Consider the following 15,364-nt stretch of genomic DNA (forward strand, 5'->3'; position numbering starts at 1 on the left):
TGGCTCCAGGGTGACCGGTCCTCGACGGCCCCGCACCCGATTTAGTCGGTGGCGAGCTCCTTCGAGCAGAGCGCCGTGGTGGTCCCGTCGGGGCGGCGGAGCTTGCCGACCTCGACGAAGTCGCGACCGGCGTGGAAGGCGAGGCCGGCGATGTCCGGCGGGTCGGACCTGATGCCGCACACCAGCCGGTCGAACGGCCTGGCGGACCGCTCGACCGCGCGGTAGACGGCGGTCGCGATACCGGTACGGCGGTGCTGCTCGGCGACCACGATCCGGTCCAGGTGCAGGAAGCGGTCGGCGTACGTCTCGGTGAACCACTGGAACTCGAGGCCGTCGTGCGCGGACCCGGGGGCGAAGGTCAGGACGAACCCGGCCACCTCGCCGTCGAGGTCGATCACGGCGGCGTGTGCGGCGATCAGCCGCAGCCAGTCCAGGCGGTCCGGACCGAGAGGCTCGACCAGGCCCTCCGCGGCGGCGTTCAGGGCGAGAACCGCGGTGTCGTCAGCGGAGGTCATGGGGCGGAGCTTCACGGTTACACCCTCCCACGGAAAGCCTTTGCCGCGGCAGGGGTCGCCCTGGGCACACCCTGGCCTGGACCCCGAAATCAGGGGGTCGAGGTTGGGAATGGCCCGGCCGTATGCCATGTTGAGTCAGGTGTACTCAAGTTTGTTCAGTCACGGATTTGAAACCCGGGCGGCAGAACGGCAACATTGAGTCCGCATCACTCAACTTCGTGGAGGTAAGCACATGGCCCGCGCGGTCGGTATCGATCTCGGTACGACGAACTCCGTCATCGCCGTACTGGAAGGTGGCGAGCCCACCGTCATCCCCAACGCCGAGGGAGCGCGCACGACGCCCTCGGTGGTGGCCTTCGCCAAGAACGGCGAGGTCCTGGTCGGCGAGGTGGCAAAGCGCCAGGCCACCACGAACGTCGACCGCACCATCCGCTCCGTCAAGCGCCATATGGGCGAGAACTGGAGCGTGGACATCGACGGTAAGAAGTTCTCCGCGCAGCAGATCAGCGCCTTCGTGCTGCAGAAGCTGAAGCGGGACGCCGAGGCGTACCTCGGGGAGCAGGTCACCGACGCGGTCATCACCACGCCGGCGTACTTCACCGACGCCCAGCGCCAGGCGACCAAGGAAGCCGGTGAGATCGCCGGCCTGAAGGTGCACCGGATCGTCAACGAGCCGACCGCGGCCGCGCTCGCGTACGGCTTGGACAAAGGTCACGAGCAGACCATCCTGGTCTTCGACCTCGGTGGTGGCACGTTCGATGTGTCCCTGCTGGAGATCGGCGACGGCGTCTTCGAGGTGAAGGCGACCAGCGGTGACAACCACCTCGGCGGTGACGACTGGGACAGCCGGATCGTCCAGTGGCTGGTGACGCAGTTCAAGAACAAGAACGGCACCGATCTGTCCGGTGACAAAATGGCCATGCAGCGGCTCACCGAGGCCGCCGAGAAGGCCAAGATCGAGTTGTCGGCCGCGGCCGAGACGACCATCCACCTGCCGTACCTGAGCCTGACCGAGTCCGGCCCGCTGCACCTGGAGGAGAAGCTCTCCCGGGCCGAGTTCCAGAAGATGACCAACGACCTGCTGGAGCGCGCCCGCGCCCCGTTCAAGGCCGTCATCAAGGACGCCGGCATCGACGTGGCGAAGATCGACCACGTCATCCTGGTCGGCGGCTCGACCCGGATGCCCGCGGTGGCCGACCTGGTCAAGGAGCTGACCGGCGGCAAGGACGCGTTCAAGGGCGTGAACCCGGACGAGGTCGTCGCGGTCGGGGCCTCCCTGCAGGCCGGTGTGCTGAAGGGTGAGGTCAAGGACGTCCTGCTGCTCGACGTGACCCCGCTGAGCCTCGGCATCGAGACCAAGGGCGGCGTGTTCACCAAGATCATCGAGCGCAACACCACGATCCCGACCAAGGGCTCGGAGATCTTCACCACGGCCGAGGACAACCAGCCGTCGGTGATGATCCAGGTCTACCAGGGCGAGCGCGAGATGGCCCGGGACAACAAGTCGCTGGGCAACTTCGAGCTGACCGGCCTGCCGCCGGCGCCGCGGAACGTGCCGCAGATCGAGGTCACCTTCGACATCGACGCGAACGGCATCGTGCACGTGAACGCCAAGGACCTGGCCACCGGCAAGGAGCAGCGGATGACCGTCACCGGCGGTTCCGCGCTGCCGAAGGACGACATCGACCGGATGGTCCGCGACGCCGAGCAGTACGCCGAGGAGGACCACAAGCGCCGGGAGGCGGTCGAGAACCGCAACCAGGCCGAGAGCCTCGTCTACCAGACCGAGAAGTTCCTGTCCGAGAACGAGGACAAGGTCCCCGACGACGTCAAGACCGAGGTCAAGGACGGCGTCGCCGAGCTGAAGAAGGCGCTCGAGGGTGACGACGCCGAGGTGATCAAGGCCGCCTCGGAGAAGCTCGCCCAGTCCAGCCAGAAGATGGGCGCGGCGATGTACGCGAACGCCCAGGCCGCCGGCTCCGGCTCCGCCGACGAGAGCACCTCGACCTCCGACAGCTCCACGAGCAACGACGACGACGTGGTCGACGCCGAGATCGTGGACGAGGACCGGCCGCAGGACAAGACGGAGGACAAGTGACGGATCGACCGACTGGCAGCGAGTTCGGCGACGGTGACCCCGTCGTCCGGGACAAGCGCCGGCTCGACCCGGACACCGGCGAGCTGCGGAAGCCGTCCCTGTCGGACGCTCCCGCGGCCGGCGCCGCACCGGGCATGCCGGGCACCCCGGGCGCGCAGCCGCCGAGGGACCCGTCGGACCTGATCGGCCCGTCCGCGCAGGAGGCTCTGCTGACCGAGGCGCTGGCCGAGCGTACGGCGGACCTGCAGCGGCTGCAGGCCGAGTACGTCAACTACAAGCGCCGGGTGGACCGCGACCGGGAGGCGTCCCGGGAGCTCGTGATCGGCTCGGTGCTGACCGAGCTGCTCGGGATCCTGGACGACATCGGCCGGGCCCGCGAGGCGGGTGAGCTGGAGGGCGCCTTCAAGGCGGTCTCGGAGTCGCTCGAGCGGGTCACCGAGAAGCTCGGCTTGGTGAAGTACGGCGAGAAGGGCGACCCCTTCGACCCGCGCATCCACGAGGCCCTGCTGCACAACTACTCCGACGAGGTGGACGGCCCGACCGCGACGATGGTCATGCAGCCGGGGTACCGGCTCGGCGAGCGGGTCCTGCGTCCGGCCCGGGTGGCCGTCTCGGAGCCGACCGAGCAGCTCCCGGCCGACGCTGCGCAGGACGGCGTACCGGTGGAGAACACAGATGACGACAAGTCCGCAGACACGTCTGCGGAGTGAGCGACACGACGGGAGGGGAGGCGTCGGATGAGCACGAAGGACTGGCTCGAGAAGGACTTCTACAAGGTTCTCGGCGTCTCCAAGACCGCCGAGGCCGACGAGATCAAGAAGGCCTATCGCAAGCTGGCGCGCAAGTACCACCCGGACTCCAACGCCGGTGACGCGACCGCGGAGGCCAAGTTCAAGGAGGTCTCCGAGGCATACGACGTCGTCGGCGACGCCAAAAAGCGCAAGGAGTACGACGAGGCGCGCCGGCTGTTCGGCAGCGGCGGCTTCCGGATGCCGGGCAGCGGTGGTTCGGGCGGCGGGTTCAACTTCGACGTCGGCGACCTGTTCAACCGCAGTGGCTCCGGCGGCGGGGCCGGTGGCGGCCTGGGCGACATCCTGGGCGGCATGTTCGGCGGTGGTGGCCGGACCACGACCACCACGTCGACGGCCCGCCCGCGGCGCGGCGCGGACATCGAGACCGAGGCGACGATCGAGTTCGCCGAGGCCGTGAACGGTGTCACCGTGGCGCTCCGGATGACCAGCGACGCGCCGTGCAAGACCTGCCGTGGCACCGGCGCGAAGTACGGGACGGTGCCCAAGGTCTGCCTGAAGTGCGAGGGCACGGGCATGCAGACCTCGGTCCAGGGCGGCGTGTTCGCCATGACCGAGCCGTGCACCGAGTGCAAGGGCCGCGGCCTGGTCGTCGACGAGCCGTGCGAGACCTGCCACGGCTCCGGCCGCGGCCAGTCGAGCAAGACCATGCAGGTCCGCATCCCGGCGGGCGTGCAGGACGGTCAGCGGATCCGGCTGAAGGGCAAGGGCGCGGCCGGCGAACGAGGTGGCCCCGCGGGCGACCTCTACGTCACCGTGCACGTGAAGCCGCACCGGATCTTCGGCCGTCAGGGCGAGCACCTGACGCTGAACGTCCCGGTGAGCTTCACCGAGGCCGCGCTGGGCGCCGAGATCAAGGTGCCGACCCTGGACGGCCTGCCCGTCACGGTCCGGATCCCCGCCGGTACGGCGAACGGCAGCAAGCTGCGCGTCCGTGGCAAGGGATCGGTCCGGCGGGACGGCACCAAGGGCGACCTGCTGCTCACCCTCGATGTGCAGGTTCCGCACGAGCTGAGCGACGAGCAGCGCGCCAAGCTGCAGGAGTTCAGCTCCGCGTCGGACCAGCCTGACCTGCGGGCCGGGTTGTTCGGGAGCTCGTGATGGGCATCCCGTTCAGCCAGGTGCCGACCTGGGACGACCGCACCCCGATCTACGTGATCTCGGTGGCGGCCCAGCTGGCCGGCATGCACCCGCAGACGTTGCGCCAGTACGACCGGCTCGGATTGGTCACGCCGAGCCGGGCGTCCGGCCGCGGCCGGCGGTACTCGGCGTACGACGTGGCGAAGCTGAGGTACGTGCAGCACCTGTCCCAGGAAGAGGGTGTGAACCTGGCGGGAATTCGGCACATCCTCGCGCTACAGTCCGAAGTGGAGGATCTGCGCAAGCGGGTCAACCAGCTGCTGGCAGAAGTCCAGCGCGGTGTCGGCGCGTCCCGGCAGACGACCGGAAGCCGGGTGTTCTCGGCCGGTCCGGCCGGCGACGTGATCGCCATGGGCCGGCAGCAGACCACGACACGCTGGATCAGGACCCAGCCCTTGGAGCTGGGCCCCCGCTGAGAAAGCCTGGGCTCAGGCAGTTGTGCTGAGCTCACCGAAACCAGGGTTCGGACTTTTCGAGCCCATGAATCCGGAGGCGTCCGACTCCCCCTTCGGAGCCTCCGGTCAGTGGAGACGTCGTCCCCCCGATGTCTCCACCGCCGAAGGCGCGCCCTCCCCCCGGGCGCCCTTCGGCCCCCGCAGGGTGGTCCTCCCCCGGACCGCCCTGCGGTTCTCTCGTCTGGCCACACTCGCCGACCTACTCTGGCAGGGTGACGCTCACCCTGCAGACGGACCGGTTGCTGATCCGGGACTGGGAAGAAGACGACGCACAAGCCGCGCTCGAGATCTACGGCTCTCCTGACGTGGCCCCCTGGCTCTCACCGGCCATCGACCAGGTCACCGATTCGGCCACGATGCGCGCGATCCTGCAGGCCTGGATCGAGGCCCAGCCGAACTTCGTCCCGCCGGCCGGCCGCTGGGCGGTCTCCCGCCGCGAGGACGGCGAGGTCGTCGGTGGCCTGCTGATCCGGCTGCTCCCGCCGTACGAGGAGGACCTCGAGATCGGCTGGCAACTGCGGCCCAGTGCCTGGGGCAACGGATACGCGACCGAGGCCAGCCATGCGCTGATGCGCTGGGCGTTCAAGGAGGGCGACGTGGACGAGATGTTCGCGGTCGCCCGGCCGAACAACAAGCGCGCGATCGCCACCGCCGGCCGACTGGGTATGGAGTGGGTCGGGGAGACGGACAAGTACTACGACCTGACGCTGCAGGTGTACCGGATCCGGGCCTCGGAGTTCACCGAAAAAGTGAGCGGTTGACTACCAGGGTGGTTGGCTGAAGGATACCTGCGACGCCGCTGTATCTCCGGCGTAACTCACTGGGACGCGGGCGCGTACCAGTACTGACAGTCTGTGACGGCTGGGGCAGCTCGACGCCGCCCCAGCCGTTCTGTTTGTCCAGGTGAACCCTGAGATCTCCCCAGGATTTTCCAAAGTTGAGTGGAATGGACTCAAGTTTGGATAGGTTGTACCCAGTGATTGCTGTTGGCTGAGCTTGAAAGGCTGGAACCAGATGGACGTTCAGCGGTTGACGACGCTGGCCCGGGAGACCCTGTCGGTCGCGATCCGTCAGACCTCCGCGGCGGGCAACCCGACCGTGGAGCCCATTCACCTACTGTCCGCGCTGCTCGCGCAGCCGGAGGGGACCACCGTCGGCCTGCTCGAGGCGGCCGGCGCCGACGTCGACGCCGTACGCCGGCGGACCGCCGAGTTCCTGCGCCGGCTGCCTAAGGCGAGCGGCGGCAGCGTGCAGGCGCCGAGCCTGTCGCCGAAGACCACCGACGTGCTGAACCAGGCGGAGCAGCGGGCCCTCGGGCTCGGGGACGAGTACGTCTCCACCGAGCACCTGCTGATCTCGCTCGCGACCGTCGAGGGCAACGCGAAGACCGCGCTCGGCGTGACCGCCGACGCGCTGCTGCAGTCGTTCGACAAGATGCGCGGCAACCGCCGGATCACCTCCCCGGAGGCCGAGGGCACCACCAAGACCCTCGAGAAGTACGGCGTCGACCTGACCGAGCGGGCCAAGGACGGCAAGCTCGACCCGGTGATCGGCCGGGACTCCGAGATCCGGCGGGTGGTCCAGGTGCTGTCCCGTCGTACCAAGAACAACCCGGTTCTGATCGGTGAGCCCGGCGTCGGCAAGACCGCCGTCGTCGAGGGGCTGGCCCAGCGGATCGTGGCCGGTGACGTGCCCGAGTCGCTGCGCGGCCGGCGGCTGATCAGCCTCGACCTCGGCGCGATGGTCGCTGGCGCGAAGTACCGCGGTGAGTTCGAGGAGCGGCTGAAGGCCGTGCTGACCGAGATCAAGGAGTCGGACGGCCAGGTCATCACGTTCATCGACGAGCTGCACACCGTCGTCGGCGCCGGCGCCACCGGTGACAGCTCGATGGACGCGGGCAACATGCTGAAGCCGATGCTGGCCCGCGGCGAGCTGCGGATGATCGGCGCGACCACTCTGGACGAGTACCGGACCCGCATCGAGAAGGACCCGGCGCTGGAGCGCCGCTTCCAGCAGGTGTTCGTCGGCGAGCCGTCGGTCGAGGACTCGATCGCCATCCTGCGCGGCCTGAAGGAGCGCTACGAGGCGCACCACAAGGTCGCCATCTCCGACAGCGCGCTGGTCGCCGCCGCGTCGCTGTCCCACCGCTACATCACCGGTCGCCAGCTGCCGGACAAGGCGATCGACCTGGTCGACGAGGCCGCGTCCCGGCTGCGGATGGAGATCGACTCGTCCCCGGTCGAGATCGACTCGCTGCGCCGTACCGTCGACCGGCTGAAGATGGAGGAGCTCGCGCTGTCCCGCGAGGAGGACCCGTCCAGCCAGGAGCGGCTCGAGCGACTGCGCGCCGATCTGGCCGACCGCGAGGAGGAGCTGCGCGCGCTGGAGGCCCGCTGGGAGCGGGAGAAGTCCGGCCTGAATCGGGTCGGTGAGATCAAGGAGCGGATCGACGAGTTGCGCGGCCAGGCCGAGCGCGCCCAGCGCGACGGCGACCTGGAGACCGCGGCCCGGATCCTGTACGGCGAGATCCCGCAGCTCACCAAGGAGCTGGAGGCGGCCGACGCCGAGCCGGAGGTCACCGAGGGTCCCGACGCGATGGTCAACGAGGAGGTCGGCCCGACCGAGATCGCCGAGGTGATCGCGATGTGGACCGGTATCCCGACCGGCCGGCTGCTCGAGGGCGAGACCGGCAAGCTGCTCCGGATGGAGGACGAGCTGGGTCGCCGGCTGATCGGCCAGCGCGAGGCGGTCAAGGCTGTCAGTGACGCCGTACGCCGGGCTCGCGCCGGGATCTCCGACCCGGACCGGCCGACCGGCAGCTTCCTGTTCCTCGGCCCGACCGGTGTCGGCAAGACCGAGCTGGCGAAGGCTCTCGCGGACTTCCTGTTCGACGACGAGCGCGCCATGGTCCGCATCGACATGTCCGAGTACGGCGAGAAGCACAGCGTCTCGCGGCTCGTCGGCGCCCCGCCCGGCTACGTCGGGTACGAGGAGGGTGGCCAGCTGACCGAGGCCGTCCGGCGGCGCCCGTACTCGGTGATCCTGCTCGACGAGGTGGAGAAGGCGCACCCCGAGGTCTTCGACATCCTGCTGCAGGTGCTGGACGACGGGCGGCTGACCGACGGCCAGGGTCGTACGGTCGACTTCCGCAACGTGATCCTGATCCTGACCAGCAACCTCGGCTCGGCGTACCTGGCCGATATGGCGCTGGACGACAAGGTGAAGCGGGACCAGGTGATGGCGGTCGTGCGGCAGTCGTTCAAGCCGGAGTTCATCAACCGGCTGGACGAGATCGTGCTGTTCGACGCGCTGGGCAGCGAGGAGCTGACCCAGATCGTCGCCCTGCAGATCACCGCGCTGCAGCGCCGGCTGACCGACCGCCGGATCACGCTCGACGTCGAGGACGGCGCGATGGAGTGGCTCGCGATGACCGGCTACGACCCGGTCTACGGTGCCCGGCCCCTCCGCCGCCTCGTGCAGTCCGCGATCGGCGACGAACTGGCCCGCGGCCTGCTGGCCGGCGAGATCCGGGACGGCGACACCGTCCAGGTGATTCTCAACGAGGCCAAGGACGCTCTCGAGGTAGCCCGCGCCTGACACCGTCGGCAGGCGCAGCCGGGCCCGGTTCCCCGACCGGGCCCGGCCGTTGCGTTCTGAGATTCCGGGACGACCGAGCTACAGTACGAGTGGATCGTTCGCGGGCACGGGGATCTCAGCGCGTGTGCGTGGCGATGAAAGCGCCGACGGCACGCCGTAGGGTCGGATCGCCGTCCTGGCCGATCAGGGCGACACCGTGCAAAGCGCCGGGCACGATGTGGAGCGCTTTCTGCGATTTGGTTGCCGCATGCAACAGTCTTCCGGCCGTGCCGAACTCACCGTCGTCTGCTGCTGCGCCATAGAGCACCGGCACGCGGAGCATGCCTGCCGCGGTGCGGGCGTCGATACCGTTGTACTCCGCCGGGGAAGACAGGCTGACCACTGCGGCGACGCGGGGTGTGGTGATGGCAGCGGCGGCCAGTGACGCGTTCGCGCCCATCGAGGCGCCGACGAGGACGACCGCGGCCGCACCCTGCTTGCGTAGATAGCCTGCAGCCGCCGAGACGGACAGACCGAGCGGATTGGCTTGCACGCCTTCGTACTGCACGTAGCCAGATGTCGTCAGGTCGAGGTCGAGTACGAGGTAGCCGGCGCGGGCCAGTTCTCGGGCGTAGGGAAGCCACTGGCACAGGTCCCCGTCGGATTGATGGACAAGGACCACACCGCGCCGCCCACCACCCAGCAAGGCAGCGGTGAGCTGTGCGCCGGAACTCGTTGGAATGACTACGCGGCGTGCCCGGTCGGACGGCTGCAGGCACGCGGCACCGACGGCGGGCAGTGGTGATGGTGGGACCGTCGCCGTGGGCTGACCGCTCGGTGTGATCGGACCGAGCGGTTTGACAGAGGGACTGGGCGAATCGTACGTCGCAGTTGGCGACGGGACCGATGTCGGCGCCGCCGATGGCTCGACCGACTCGCTCGTTTCCGCGTCAGCGCTGCAGCCGGTCAGCCCCACCACAAGGGCCATGAGCAGGCCCAGCGCGGCGACCCGTTTCTGTGACATGGCCCCGAATATAGGGCTGGCACCGGTCAACAACGCGCGTCATCGCGGACAGCACGGCGAGGAAACGGCGAACTGTCCCGGACGCGCGGGATCAGAGCCCAGCGCGACGTGCTCTCCGTCGCGCTGGGCATCGCGCATGCGTTCAGCAGCCGGGCTCCGCAGGGATCAGCAGCGATCCCTCCGCTGGTGCTTCGAAGAACGTGCCCATCAGCACGGTCACCCCGCCAGTGCGGTTGAACGCGGTGTGAACGTGACCGTGGCCGAGGTCGACGAACGCGGTCCCCGCGGGGTACGGACGCTCGACGCAGTCTTCCGAATCGACGTAGACCAGCTCCCCCGCGACGACGTTGACGATCACGGGACCGTAGTGAGTGTGCCAGGGGAACCTCGCACCAGGCTGGATGGTGAACTTCGCTGTCACGGTCCGCGATGGATCCTTCAGGTTCACGACCTTGGTCGACTGGCCGGACAGCTTCACCTTGAACTTCAGATCTACGTTGTCCGTGAATACCGACCGCGGACTCAGGATCTCCGTCGCGATCGGCGGTGGTGGTTCCTGCGCCGCCGACGGCTGCAGGAGGCTTGCGGTGGCCAGCAGCAGAGCGATCAGGCCCGCCCCCACCATGGATAGTCGCTTCTTGCTCATCTGTGCTCCCCTCTCCGATCGGGGAGGGCGCAGCCGACGGCCGACGTGTCCCCCCGGATCGCTTGTGAGCATGGCGAATCCTGCTTCGACGGCACCACCAGCGCGGGGGATTGTCAAGGACGCGGGGCGGTCGCGCGGACGTATCAGCCGGATCGATCAATGTACTCAGCGGAGTGTGCTCAGGTGCTCAACGCTGCGTCGAAGGACTCGGAGCAAGCTTGCCCCGAGCAACGTCAAGTCGCTGGCGTGGGCCAGAACGCAAGAGACTGTTCGACTGTGATCCGTCGCCTTGCGAGCTGGAGCGGTTCTTGTCCGTAGAAGACGCGGACGTGGAGCCTGATGCCGAGGCGTAGCCCTCGAGCGAGTGCCGCACGGCGTTCGTGCAGCTACAGCACGTGCTGACGTTCCTCCGTCAACGGATCGGCTCCAAGCAGCGCGACAGGCCTGGGCCCGACATCAGTTGGCTGTAGGTCCGGTTGCCCCTGCGGCCCGCGTCCCCGGCGCGGGGCTGACCGCCGATGACCTGCGCAGCTCGGGGGCCTTCCCCACTCGACATCCGGGTCGTCACCGCGTTCTGAGTGGTGAGGTTTGGCCGATCTGCGAGGATCGGAGTTGATCTGGTGGAAGGAACTCTTCGAGGCATGACCGAGCAGCAGGGCAACAACGCCGGCGACGACCGCCCCGGTCCGTACCAGGGCGTCTTCGGCACACCCGGAGGTCCGCCCGCTCCCGGACCGCAGCCGTCGTACGGCGCTGGACAGAGTCCTTACGCTCAGCAACCAGGCCCGCCGAAGCAGGTGACCATCGCCTCGGTGATCTCGCTGGGCCTCGGTGCCCTGTGCGTCCTCCTTGGCGGCCTGACGCTCACCTCCGCAGGCGAGCAGGTCGCCGAGGTCGTCGCCGGCTCCAAGGACGCGAAGGGCCTGGTCGTCGCGGTCATCCTGGTCTGCGCGGTCGCGTACATCCTCCCGGCCGTCTACATCCGCAAACGCCGCGCTTGGGCGCGCTACATGCTCATCGCCGTCGCCGCGACCGGCATCGCCGGCGGCCTGATGGCCCTTCCCAACAGCATCCTCGGCCTCGCCATCCACGCGACGCTGCTGGTCCTGATGCTCCAGCAACCCACCAAGCTCTGGTTCCACCACCGCTGACCGAAGGACTGCACTCCGTGGAGATCTGGATCAACCCCGCCTGCTCGAAATGCCGAGCCGCCACCAAGGCCCTCGACGAAGCCGGCGTCGCGTCACCGCCGACGACAACACCACAGCAATAGCCAGAGACCCCCAAACCCTCGCCCACTTCCTGCCGAAGTAGCAGAAACCCCACGCCCCGAACCATCTGCCCCGTCAACCCTGTGGATGGACGAAGGCGCAATCGATGAGCGCCGTACGGCTCCACTGGGTGGCTGAGTCCGCCAAGCGGAGGGATCTGATCGCCGAGACCGTCGCCGGGCTGGGGGTCGTGGCCATCGTCGTGGTCGGCTCGCCTGTGCACCGGCTGAAGCAGGAGCGTGCCAGGCGTTGCTGCCTCGAGCGTCTGTTCTACGAGCTGGATCAGCTTGGCGTCAGCGAGATCTGCCTCGAGTCGCGTGCGCCGTCACAGGACAATCGGGATCGCAGCCTGGTCGACAGTGCCCGCGACAAGAGCCTGTTGTCGAGGGGAACCTCGGTCGAGTTCGCGCGACCACTGCAGGAACCGATGCTCTGGCTGCCGGATGCGGTCGCAGGCGCCGTGACGGCGGCCAACCTTGGGGAGCCGAGGTGGCTGCTGGCGTTGTCCGAGATGGTCGTCGTCCATCACATCGCGGTCCGCTAGAAAGCGCGAAAGCTGGGCCCCATCATCCGGTGGGAATCCCAGCTTCACTTCTCGCCAAGCAGCACCTGGCGAGCTACCGCAAGTATGCCACAAGCAACCGGCGGCTGTCCTGCGCCATCCACACACCGGGCCGTCAGAGTTTTTGGAGGCGGGTTAGGGCTTCTTGGAGGATTTCGGGTTGTTTGCAGAAGGCCCAGCGGACCAGGGGGCGGCCGGAGGCGGTGTTGTCGTAGAAGACCTGGTGGGGGATGGCTACGACACCGGTGCGTTCGGGGAGCATGCGGCAGAAGTCGATGCCGTCGGTGTGGCCGAGGGGGCGGATGTCGGTGGTGACGAAGTAGGTGCCTTGCGGGCGGTGGACGCCGAAGCCGAGCTCCTCGAGGCCGTCGCAGAGCAGGTCGCGGCGGGACTGCAGGTCGGCGCGCAGGCCGTCGAAATACTCGTTGCCTAGGGCAAGCGCACCGGCGACGGCGGGCTGGAACGGCGCGCCGGAGGTGAAGGTGAGGAACTGCTTGGCAGTGGTCACTGCGGTCACCACGTCGGGGCTCGCGGTGACCCAGCCGATCTTCCAGCCGGTGACGGCGAACGTCTTGCCGGCGCTGCTGATCGACACGGTGCGTTCGGCCATTCCGTCGTACGACGCCAGCGGGCGGTGCTGGAGTCCGTCGTACGCGAGGTGTTCGTAGACCTCGTCGGTGATGACCACCAGGTCGTGCTCGATCGCGATGCTGCTGATGCCGCGCAGTTCGTCGTCGGTGAGGACGGTGCCGGTCGGGTTGTGCGGCGAGTTGATCAGCAGGACCTTCGTACGCGCGGTGACCGCGGCCCGCAGCTCGTCGAGGTCGAGGCGGAAGTCCGGCGCGCGCAGCGTGACCGGGACGCGGCGGCCGCCGGCGAAGGCGATGCCGGCGGCGTAGGAGTCGTAGTACGGCTCGAGAGCGATCACCTCGTCACCCGGCTCGACGTACGCGAGCAGCGCGGCGGCGACGGCCTCGGTCGCGCCCGTGGTCACCAGGATCTGCGTGTCAGGGTCGTACGACAGGTCGTAGAACCGCTTCTGGTGATCGGCGATCGCTTGCCGCAACGCCGGTACGCCGCGGCCCGGCGGGTACTGGTTCGCGCCGGCCCGGATCGCGCTGATCGCGTCCTCGAGCAGCGAGTCGGGCCCGTCCCGGTCCGGAAACCCCTGCCCGAGGTTGACCGAGTTCGTCGCCACCGCCCGGGCCGACATCTCCGCAAAGATCGTCGTCCCGAGCCCCGTCAACCGCTGAGCGTGTCCGCGCATGCCCCCGACACTAGCGCGACACCATCAGTTCCAGGGAGCAGGCGGCGGGGGCGGTACGACGGCCGGACGGTCCTCGCACCAGGTCGCGCCGGTCCAGCCGCCGTCGTTGCCAGACAGCAGGCGTACCTCGAACTCGGGCGTGCCGTCGAACTGGAACGTGCCGCAGTTGTTGACGAACGGCGCGCCGACGTTGCGGGCGTCGACGTTCTCGAAGGTCGCCCAGCCGCCGACCCGGGCGTTGACCACGTTGGTCCCGGTGCCGTCCACCTTGATGTTGCTCACCGCAACGTTCTCGATCGCGTAGGTGTCCTTCACCGGCCAGTCGACGACGAACAGCATCGCGTTGTACGTCGAGTCCAGGAACGCGCTGTCCCGGATCTCGATCCGCCCGGACATCGTGGACTGCAGCGCGTACAGCCAGATCGCGCCGAGACCGAGGTCCCAGTTCAGGTCCCGCGGTCCGCCGCGCACGGTGGTGTTGCGGGCGAACGTCAGCGTCCCCTCGAACGGCGTCGAGTTGAACCGCGAGCCCGCATGCAGAGTGGAGCCCTCGCGGATCGGATCGGCGACGAGATTGTCGGTGACGGCGTTGTCGCGACCGCCGTAGATGGCGATGTTGTTCGCCAGGACCGGCGTCTGGACGGTGTTGTGGTCGTAGACGTTGTCGTGGTTGACCAGGCCGTCCGGGTTGGCCTCCGACCACATCGCGAGCCCGTCGTCCCCGCTGTTGCGGACGAAGTTGTTCGTCGCCCGGACGTTCGAGACGCCGAGGTGCAGGTTCATCCCGTCGGCGATCGCGTCGGTGATGATGTTGTTCCGGATCAGCAGCCCGTCCATCGGGCCGTCCAGCCAGATGCCGACCTTGGTGCGGTGCAGGTAGAGGCCTTCGATGACCGAGCCACCGCCGATGGCGCCGCCGATCCCGTTCACCTGGTCGGTGTCGATCCGTTCCCGGATGTCGCTCTCGATCGCGAAGTCGGCCAGGTGGACGCGGGTGCTGCCGCCGTCCGCGGCGTACTTGCCGTAGAAGCCGGGTGCGCTGTGCACCGACTTGTCCGGCGCGGGCTCGGGCAGCGGCAGGACCTTGCCCCTGATGATCGTCCACCAGTTGCCGGCGCCGCGGACGGTCACCTGGTCGACCACGATGTGCCGGTTGACCTGGTACGTGCCCGGCGGGATGAACACCGACCACCCGATCTTCTTGGCCGCGGCGATCGTCCGCTCGATCGCGGGCGCGGCGTCGCGCCGCCCGGTCGGGTCGGCGCCGAACCACTGCACCGACAGCGACTTCCGCGGTTGGTGCTTCGGTGCGCCGACCAGTTCGAAGTCGGCGAGGTCGAGCACGTACCAGGCGGCGGGCGTGTTCCGCGGTACGGCGAACCGGACCCGGTCGCCGGCCTGGTAGGTCCGGCCGAGCAGCAGGCGTTGCTCGTCGTAGAAGTGGTTCGGCCGGAACGGCTTCGCGACCGGGTCCGGCTCGGGCTTCCACCAGCCGGGGATCGGGTCGACGTTCGGGTCGTTCGAGAACGGATACATGCCGTACAGCCAGGCGTACTCCGATGTCAGCGTCATCGTCTGCCGGTGCTTGCCGTTCACGGTCACGTCGAGCGGAGCCTGGATCCCGCCGCCGGCGGGCGCGTCCGGGATGCTGTAGCGCAGGGTCAAGGCGTTGGCCGGCTCGGTCAGCGTGAACTCGACGTACTGCGTCGAGGTCAGTCGTACGGCGGTCCGTCCGGAAGCCTCGGCGGGGAGCGTGTAGGCCTCGCGACTCGGGCCGAGCTTCTCGCCGGTGTGGAAGGCGTTCTCGGCTTCCTGCTCGACGAAGGCGGCGTCCGCGCCGCGACCGGCGACCAAGGCGGGATCGAGTCCGGCGCGGGTGATCCGTGGGGCCGGGCGACTTGCCTCAGCGGGGGTGACGAGAACGGCTCCGAGCAAGGCGGTGGTCAGGACGACGGCGACGGCACGTAGGCGTGATCGGGACATTGGCGGATCCCCTCCAGA

Annotated in this window: 13 protein-coding genes; 8 read left to right on the forward strand and 5 right to left on the reverse strand. The window is 68.6% G+C overall.

Translation table 11 applies throughout. From position 1 onward, the window contains the following. Positions 1-41: 41 nt before the first annotated feature. Complete coding sequence (locus tag ACIBGM_RS10200) at positions 42-515, reverse strand: GNAT family N-acetyltransferase (RefSeq protein ID WP_360514708.1); 474 nt, start codon at positions 513-515, stop codon at positions 42-44. Between the two features lie 232 nt (positions 516-747). Here ACIBGM_RS10200 and dnaK point away from each other — a divergent pair, with 232 nt between their 5' ends. The 6 genes from dnaK (at position 748) to clpB (ending at position 8,614) form a co-directional block, all read left to right on the forward strand. Beyond that, positions 748-2,613, forward strand: a complete 1,866-nt coding sequence (gene dnaK / locus ACIBGM_RS10205) for a molecular chaperone DnaK (protein ID WP_360514711.1) — start codon at positions 748-750, stop codon at positions 2,611-2,613. Next, a complete protein-coding gene (gene grpE, locus ACIBGM_RS10210) occupies positions 2,610-3,323 on the forward strand; it encodes a nucleotide exchange factor GrpE (protein WP_360514715.1) in 714 nt (237 codons plus the stop codon). The genes dnaK and grpE overlap by 4 nt, the downstream gene beginning before the upstream one ends. 27 nt (positions 3,324-3,350) lie before the next feature. Continuing rightward, complete coding sequence (gene dnaJ / locus ACIBGM_RS10215) at positions 3,351-4,523, forward strand: molecular chaperone DnaJ (RefSeq protein WP_360514718.1); 1,173 nt, start codon at positions 3,351-3,353, stop codon at positions 4,521-4,523. Then, complete coding sequence (locus tag ACIBGM_RS10220; protein ID WP_360514720.1) at positions 4,523-4,978, forward strand: heat shock protein transcriptional repressor HspR; 456 nt, start codon at positions 4,523-4,525, stop codon at positions 4,976-4,978. The genes dnaJ and ACIBGM_RS10220 overlap by 1 nt, the downstream gene beginning before the upstream one ends. A 251-nt stretch (positions 4,979-5,229) precedes the next feature. Then, positions 5,230-5,778, forward strand: a complete 549-nt coding sequence (locus ACIBGM_RS10225; RefSeq protein ID WP_360514723.1) for a GNAT family N-acetyltransferase — start codon at positions 5,230-5,232, stop codon at positions 5,776-5,778. A gap of 253 nt (positions 5,779-6,031) precedes the next feature. Beyond that, positions 6,032-8,614 carry an ATP-dependent chaperone ClpB gene (clpB, locus tag ACIBGM_RS10230; RefSeq protein WP_360514726.1) on the forward strand — a complete coding sequence of 861 codons (2,583 nt, stop codon included), beginning with the start codon at positions 6,032-6,034 and terminating at the stop codon, positions 8,612-8,614. Between the two features lie 115 nt (positions 8,615-8,729). Here the strand turns inward: clpB and ACIBGM_RS10235 are convergent, their stop codons facing one another. Further along, entirely contained in the window at positions 8,730-9,617 is an 888-nt protein-coding gene (locus ACIBGM_RS10235; RefSeq protein ID WP_360514729.1) for a hypothetical protein, read from the reverse strand. 142 nt (positions 9,618-9,759) lie between these two features. Beyond that, positions 9,760-10,263 (reverse strand): hypothetical protein, encoded by a 504-nt coding sequence (locus ACIBGM_RS10240; protein ID WP_360514732.1) that lies wholly within the window; start codon positions 10,261-10,263, stop codon positions 9,760-9,762. A gap of 641 nt (positions 10,264-10,904) precedes the next feature. On the opposite strand from ACIBGM_RS10240, the gene ACIBGM_RS10245 reads away from it, so the two are divergent. Both ACIBGM_RS10245 and ACIBGM_RS10250 read left to right on the forward strand, forming a co-directional pair. Continuing rightward, a complete protein-coding gene (locus ACIBGM_RS10245) occupies positions 10,905-11,414 on the forward strand; it encodes a hypothetical protein (protein ID WP_360514735.1) in 510 nt (169 codons plus the stop codon). Positions 11,415-11,640: 226 nt separating this feature from the next. After that, complete coding sequence (locus tag ACIBGM_RS10250; protein WP_360514738.1) at positions 11,641-12,078, forward strand: hypothetical protein; 438 nt, start codon at positions 11,641-11,643, stop codon at positions 12,076-12,078. 133 nt (positions 12,079-12,211) lie between these two features. Here the strand turns inward: ACIBGM_RS10250 and ACIBGM_RS10255 are convergent, their stop codons facing one another. Continuing rightward, positions 12,212-13,363, reverse strand: a complete 1,152-nt coding sequence (locus ACIBGM_RS10255) for a pyridoxal phosphate-dependent aminotransferase (protein WP_360514741.1) — start codon at positions 13,361-13,363, stop codon at positions 12,212-12,214. A gap of 24 nt (positions 13,364-13,387) precedes the next feature. Next, entirely contained in the window at positions 13,388-15,346 is a 1,959-nt protein-coding gene (locus tag ACIBGM_RS10260; RefSeq protein ID WP_396385143.1) for a glycosyl hydrolase family 28-related protein, read from the reverse strand. Positions 15,347-15,364: the final 18 nt, after the last annotated feature.

The organism is Kribbella sp. NPDC050470 (assembly GCF_044458365.1).
Classification (GTDB): Bacteria; Actinomycetota; Actinomycetes; order Propionibacteriales; family Kribbellaceae; genus Kribbella.

Bases quoted from the DNA above. Each gene is read 5' to 3' on its own strand.
- ACIBGM_RS10200 (WP_360514708.1), bottom strand. From the start codon at position 515: ATGACCTCCGCTGACGACACCGCGGTTCTCGCCCTGAACGCCGCCGCG.
- dnaK (WP_360514711.1), top strand. From the start codon at position 748: ATGGCCCGCGCGGTCGGTATCGATCTCGGTACGACGAACTCCGTCATC.
- dnaJ (WP_360514718.1), top strand. From the start codon at position 3,351: ATGAGCACGAAGGACTGGCTCGAGAAGGACTTCTACAAGGTTCTCGGC.
- ACIBGM_RS10220 (WP_360514720.1), top strand. From the start codon at position 4,523: ATGGGCATCCCGTTCAGCCAGGTGCCGACCTGGGACGACCGCACCCCG.
- clpB (WP_360514726.1), top strand. From the start codon at position 6,032: ATGGACGTTCAGCGGTTGACGACGCTGGCCCGGGAGACCCTGTCGGTC.
- ACIBGM_RS10235 (WP_360514729.1), bottom strand. From the start codon at position 9,617: ATGTCACAGAAACGGGTCGCCGCGCTGGGCCTGCTCATGGCCCTTGTG.
- ACIBGM_RS10240 (WP_360514732.1), bottom strand. From the start codon at position 10,263: ATGAGCAAGAAGCGACTATCCATGGTGGGGGCGGGCCTGATCGCTCTG.
- ACIBGM_RS10245 (WP_360514735.1), top strand. From the start codon at position 10,905: ATGACCGAGCAGCAGGGCAACAACGCCGGCGACGACCGCCCCGGTCCG.
- ACIBGM_RS10250 (WP_360514738.1), top strand. From the start codon at position 11,641: ATGAGCGCCGTACGGCTCCACTGGGTGGCTGAGTCCGCCAAGCGGAGG.
- ACIBGM_RS10255 (WP_360514741.1), bottom strand. From the start codon at position 13,363: ATGCGCGGACACGCTCAGCGGTTGACGGGGCTCGGGACGACGATCTTT.
- ACIBGM_RS10260 (WP_396385143.1), bottom strand. From the start codon at position 15,346: ATGTCCCGATCACGCCTACGTGCCGTCGCCGTCGTCCTGACCACCGCC.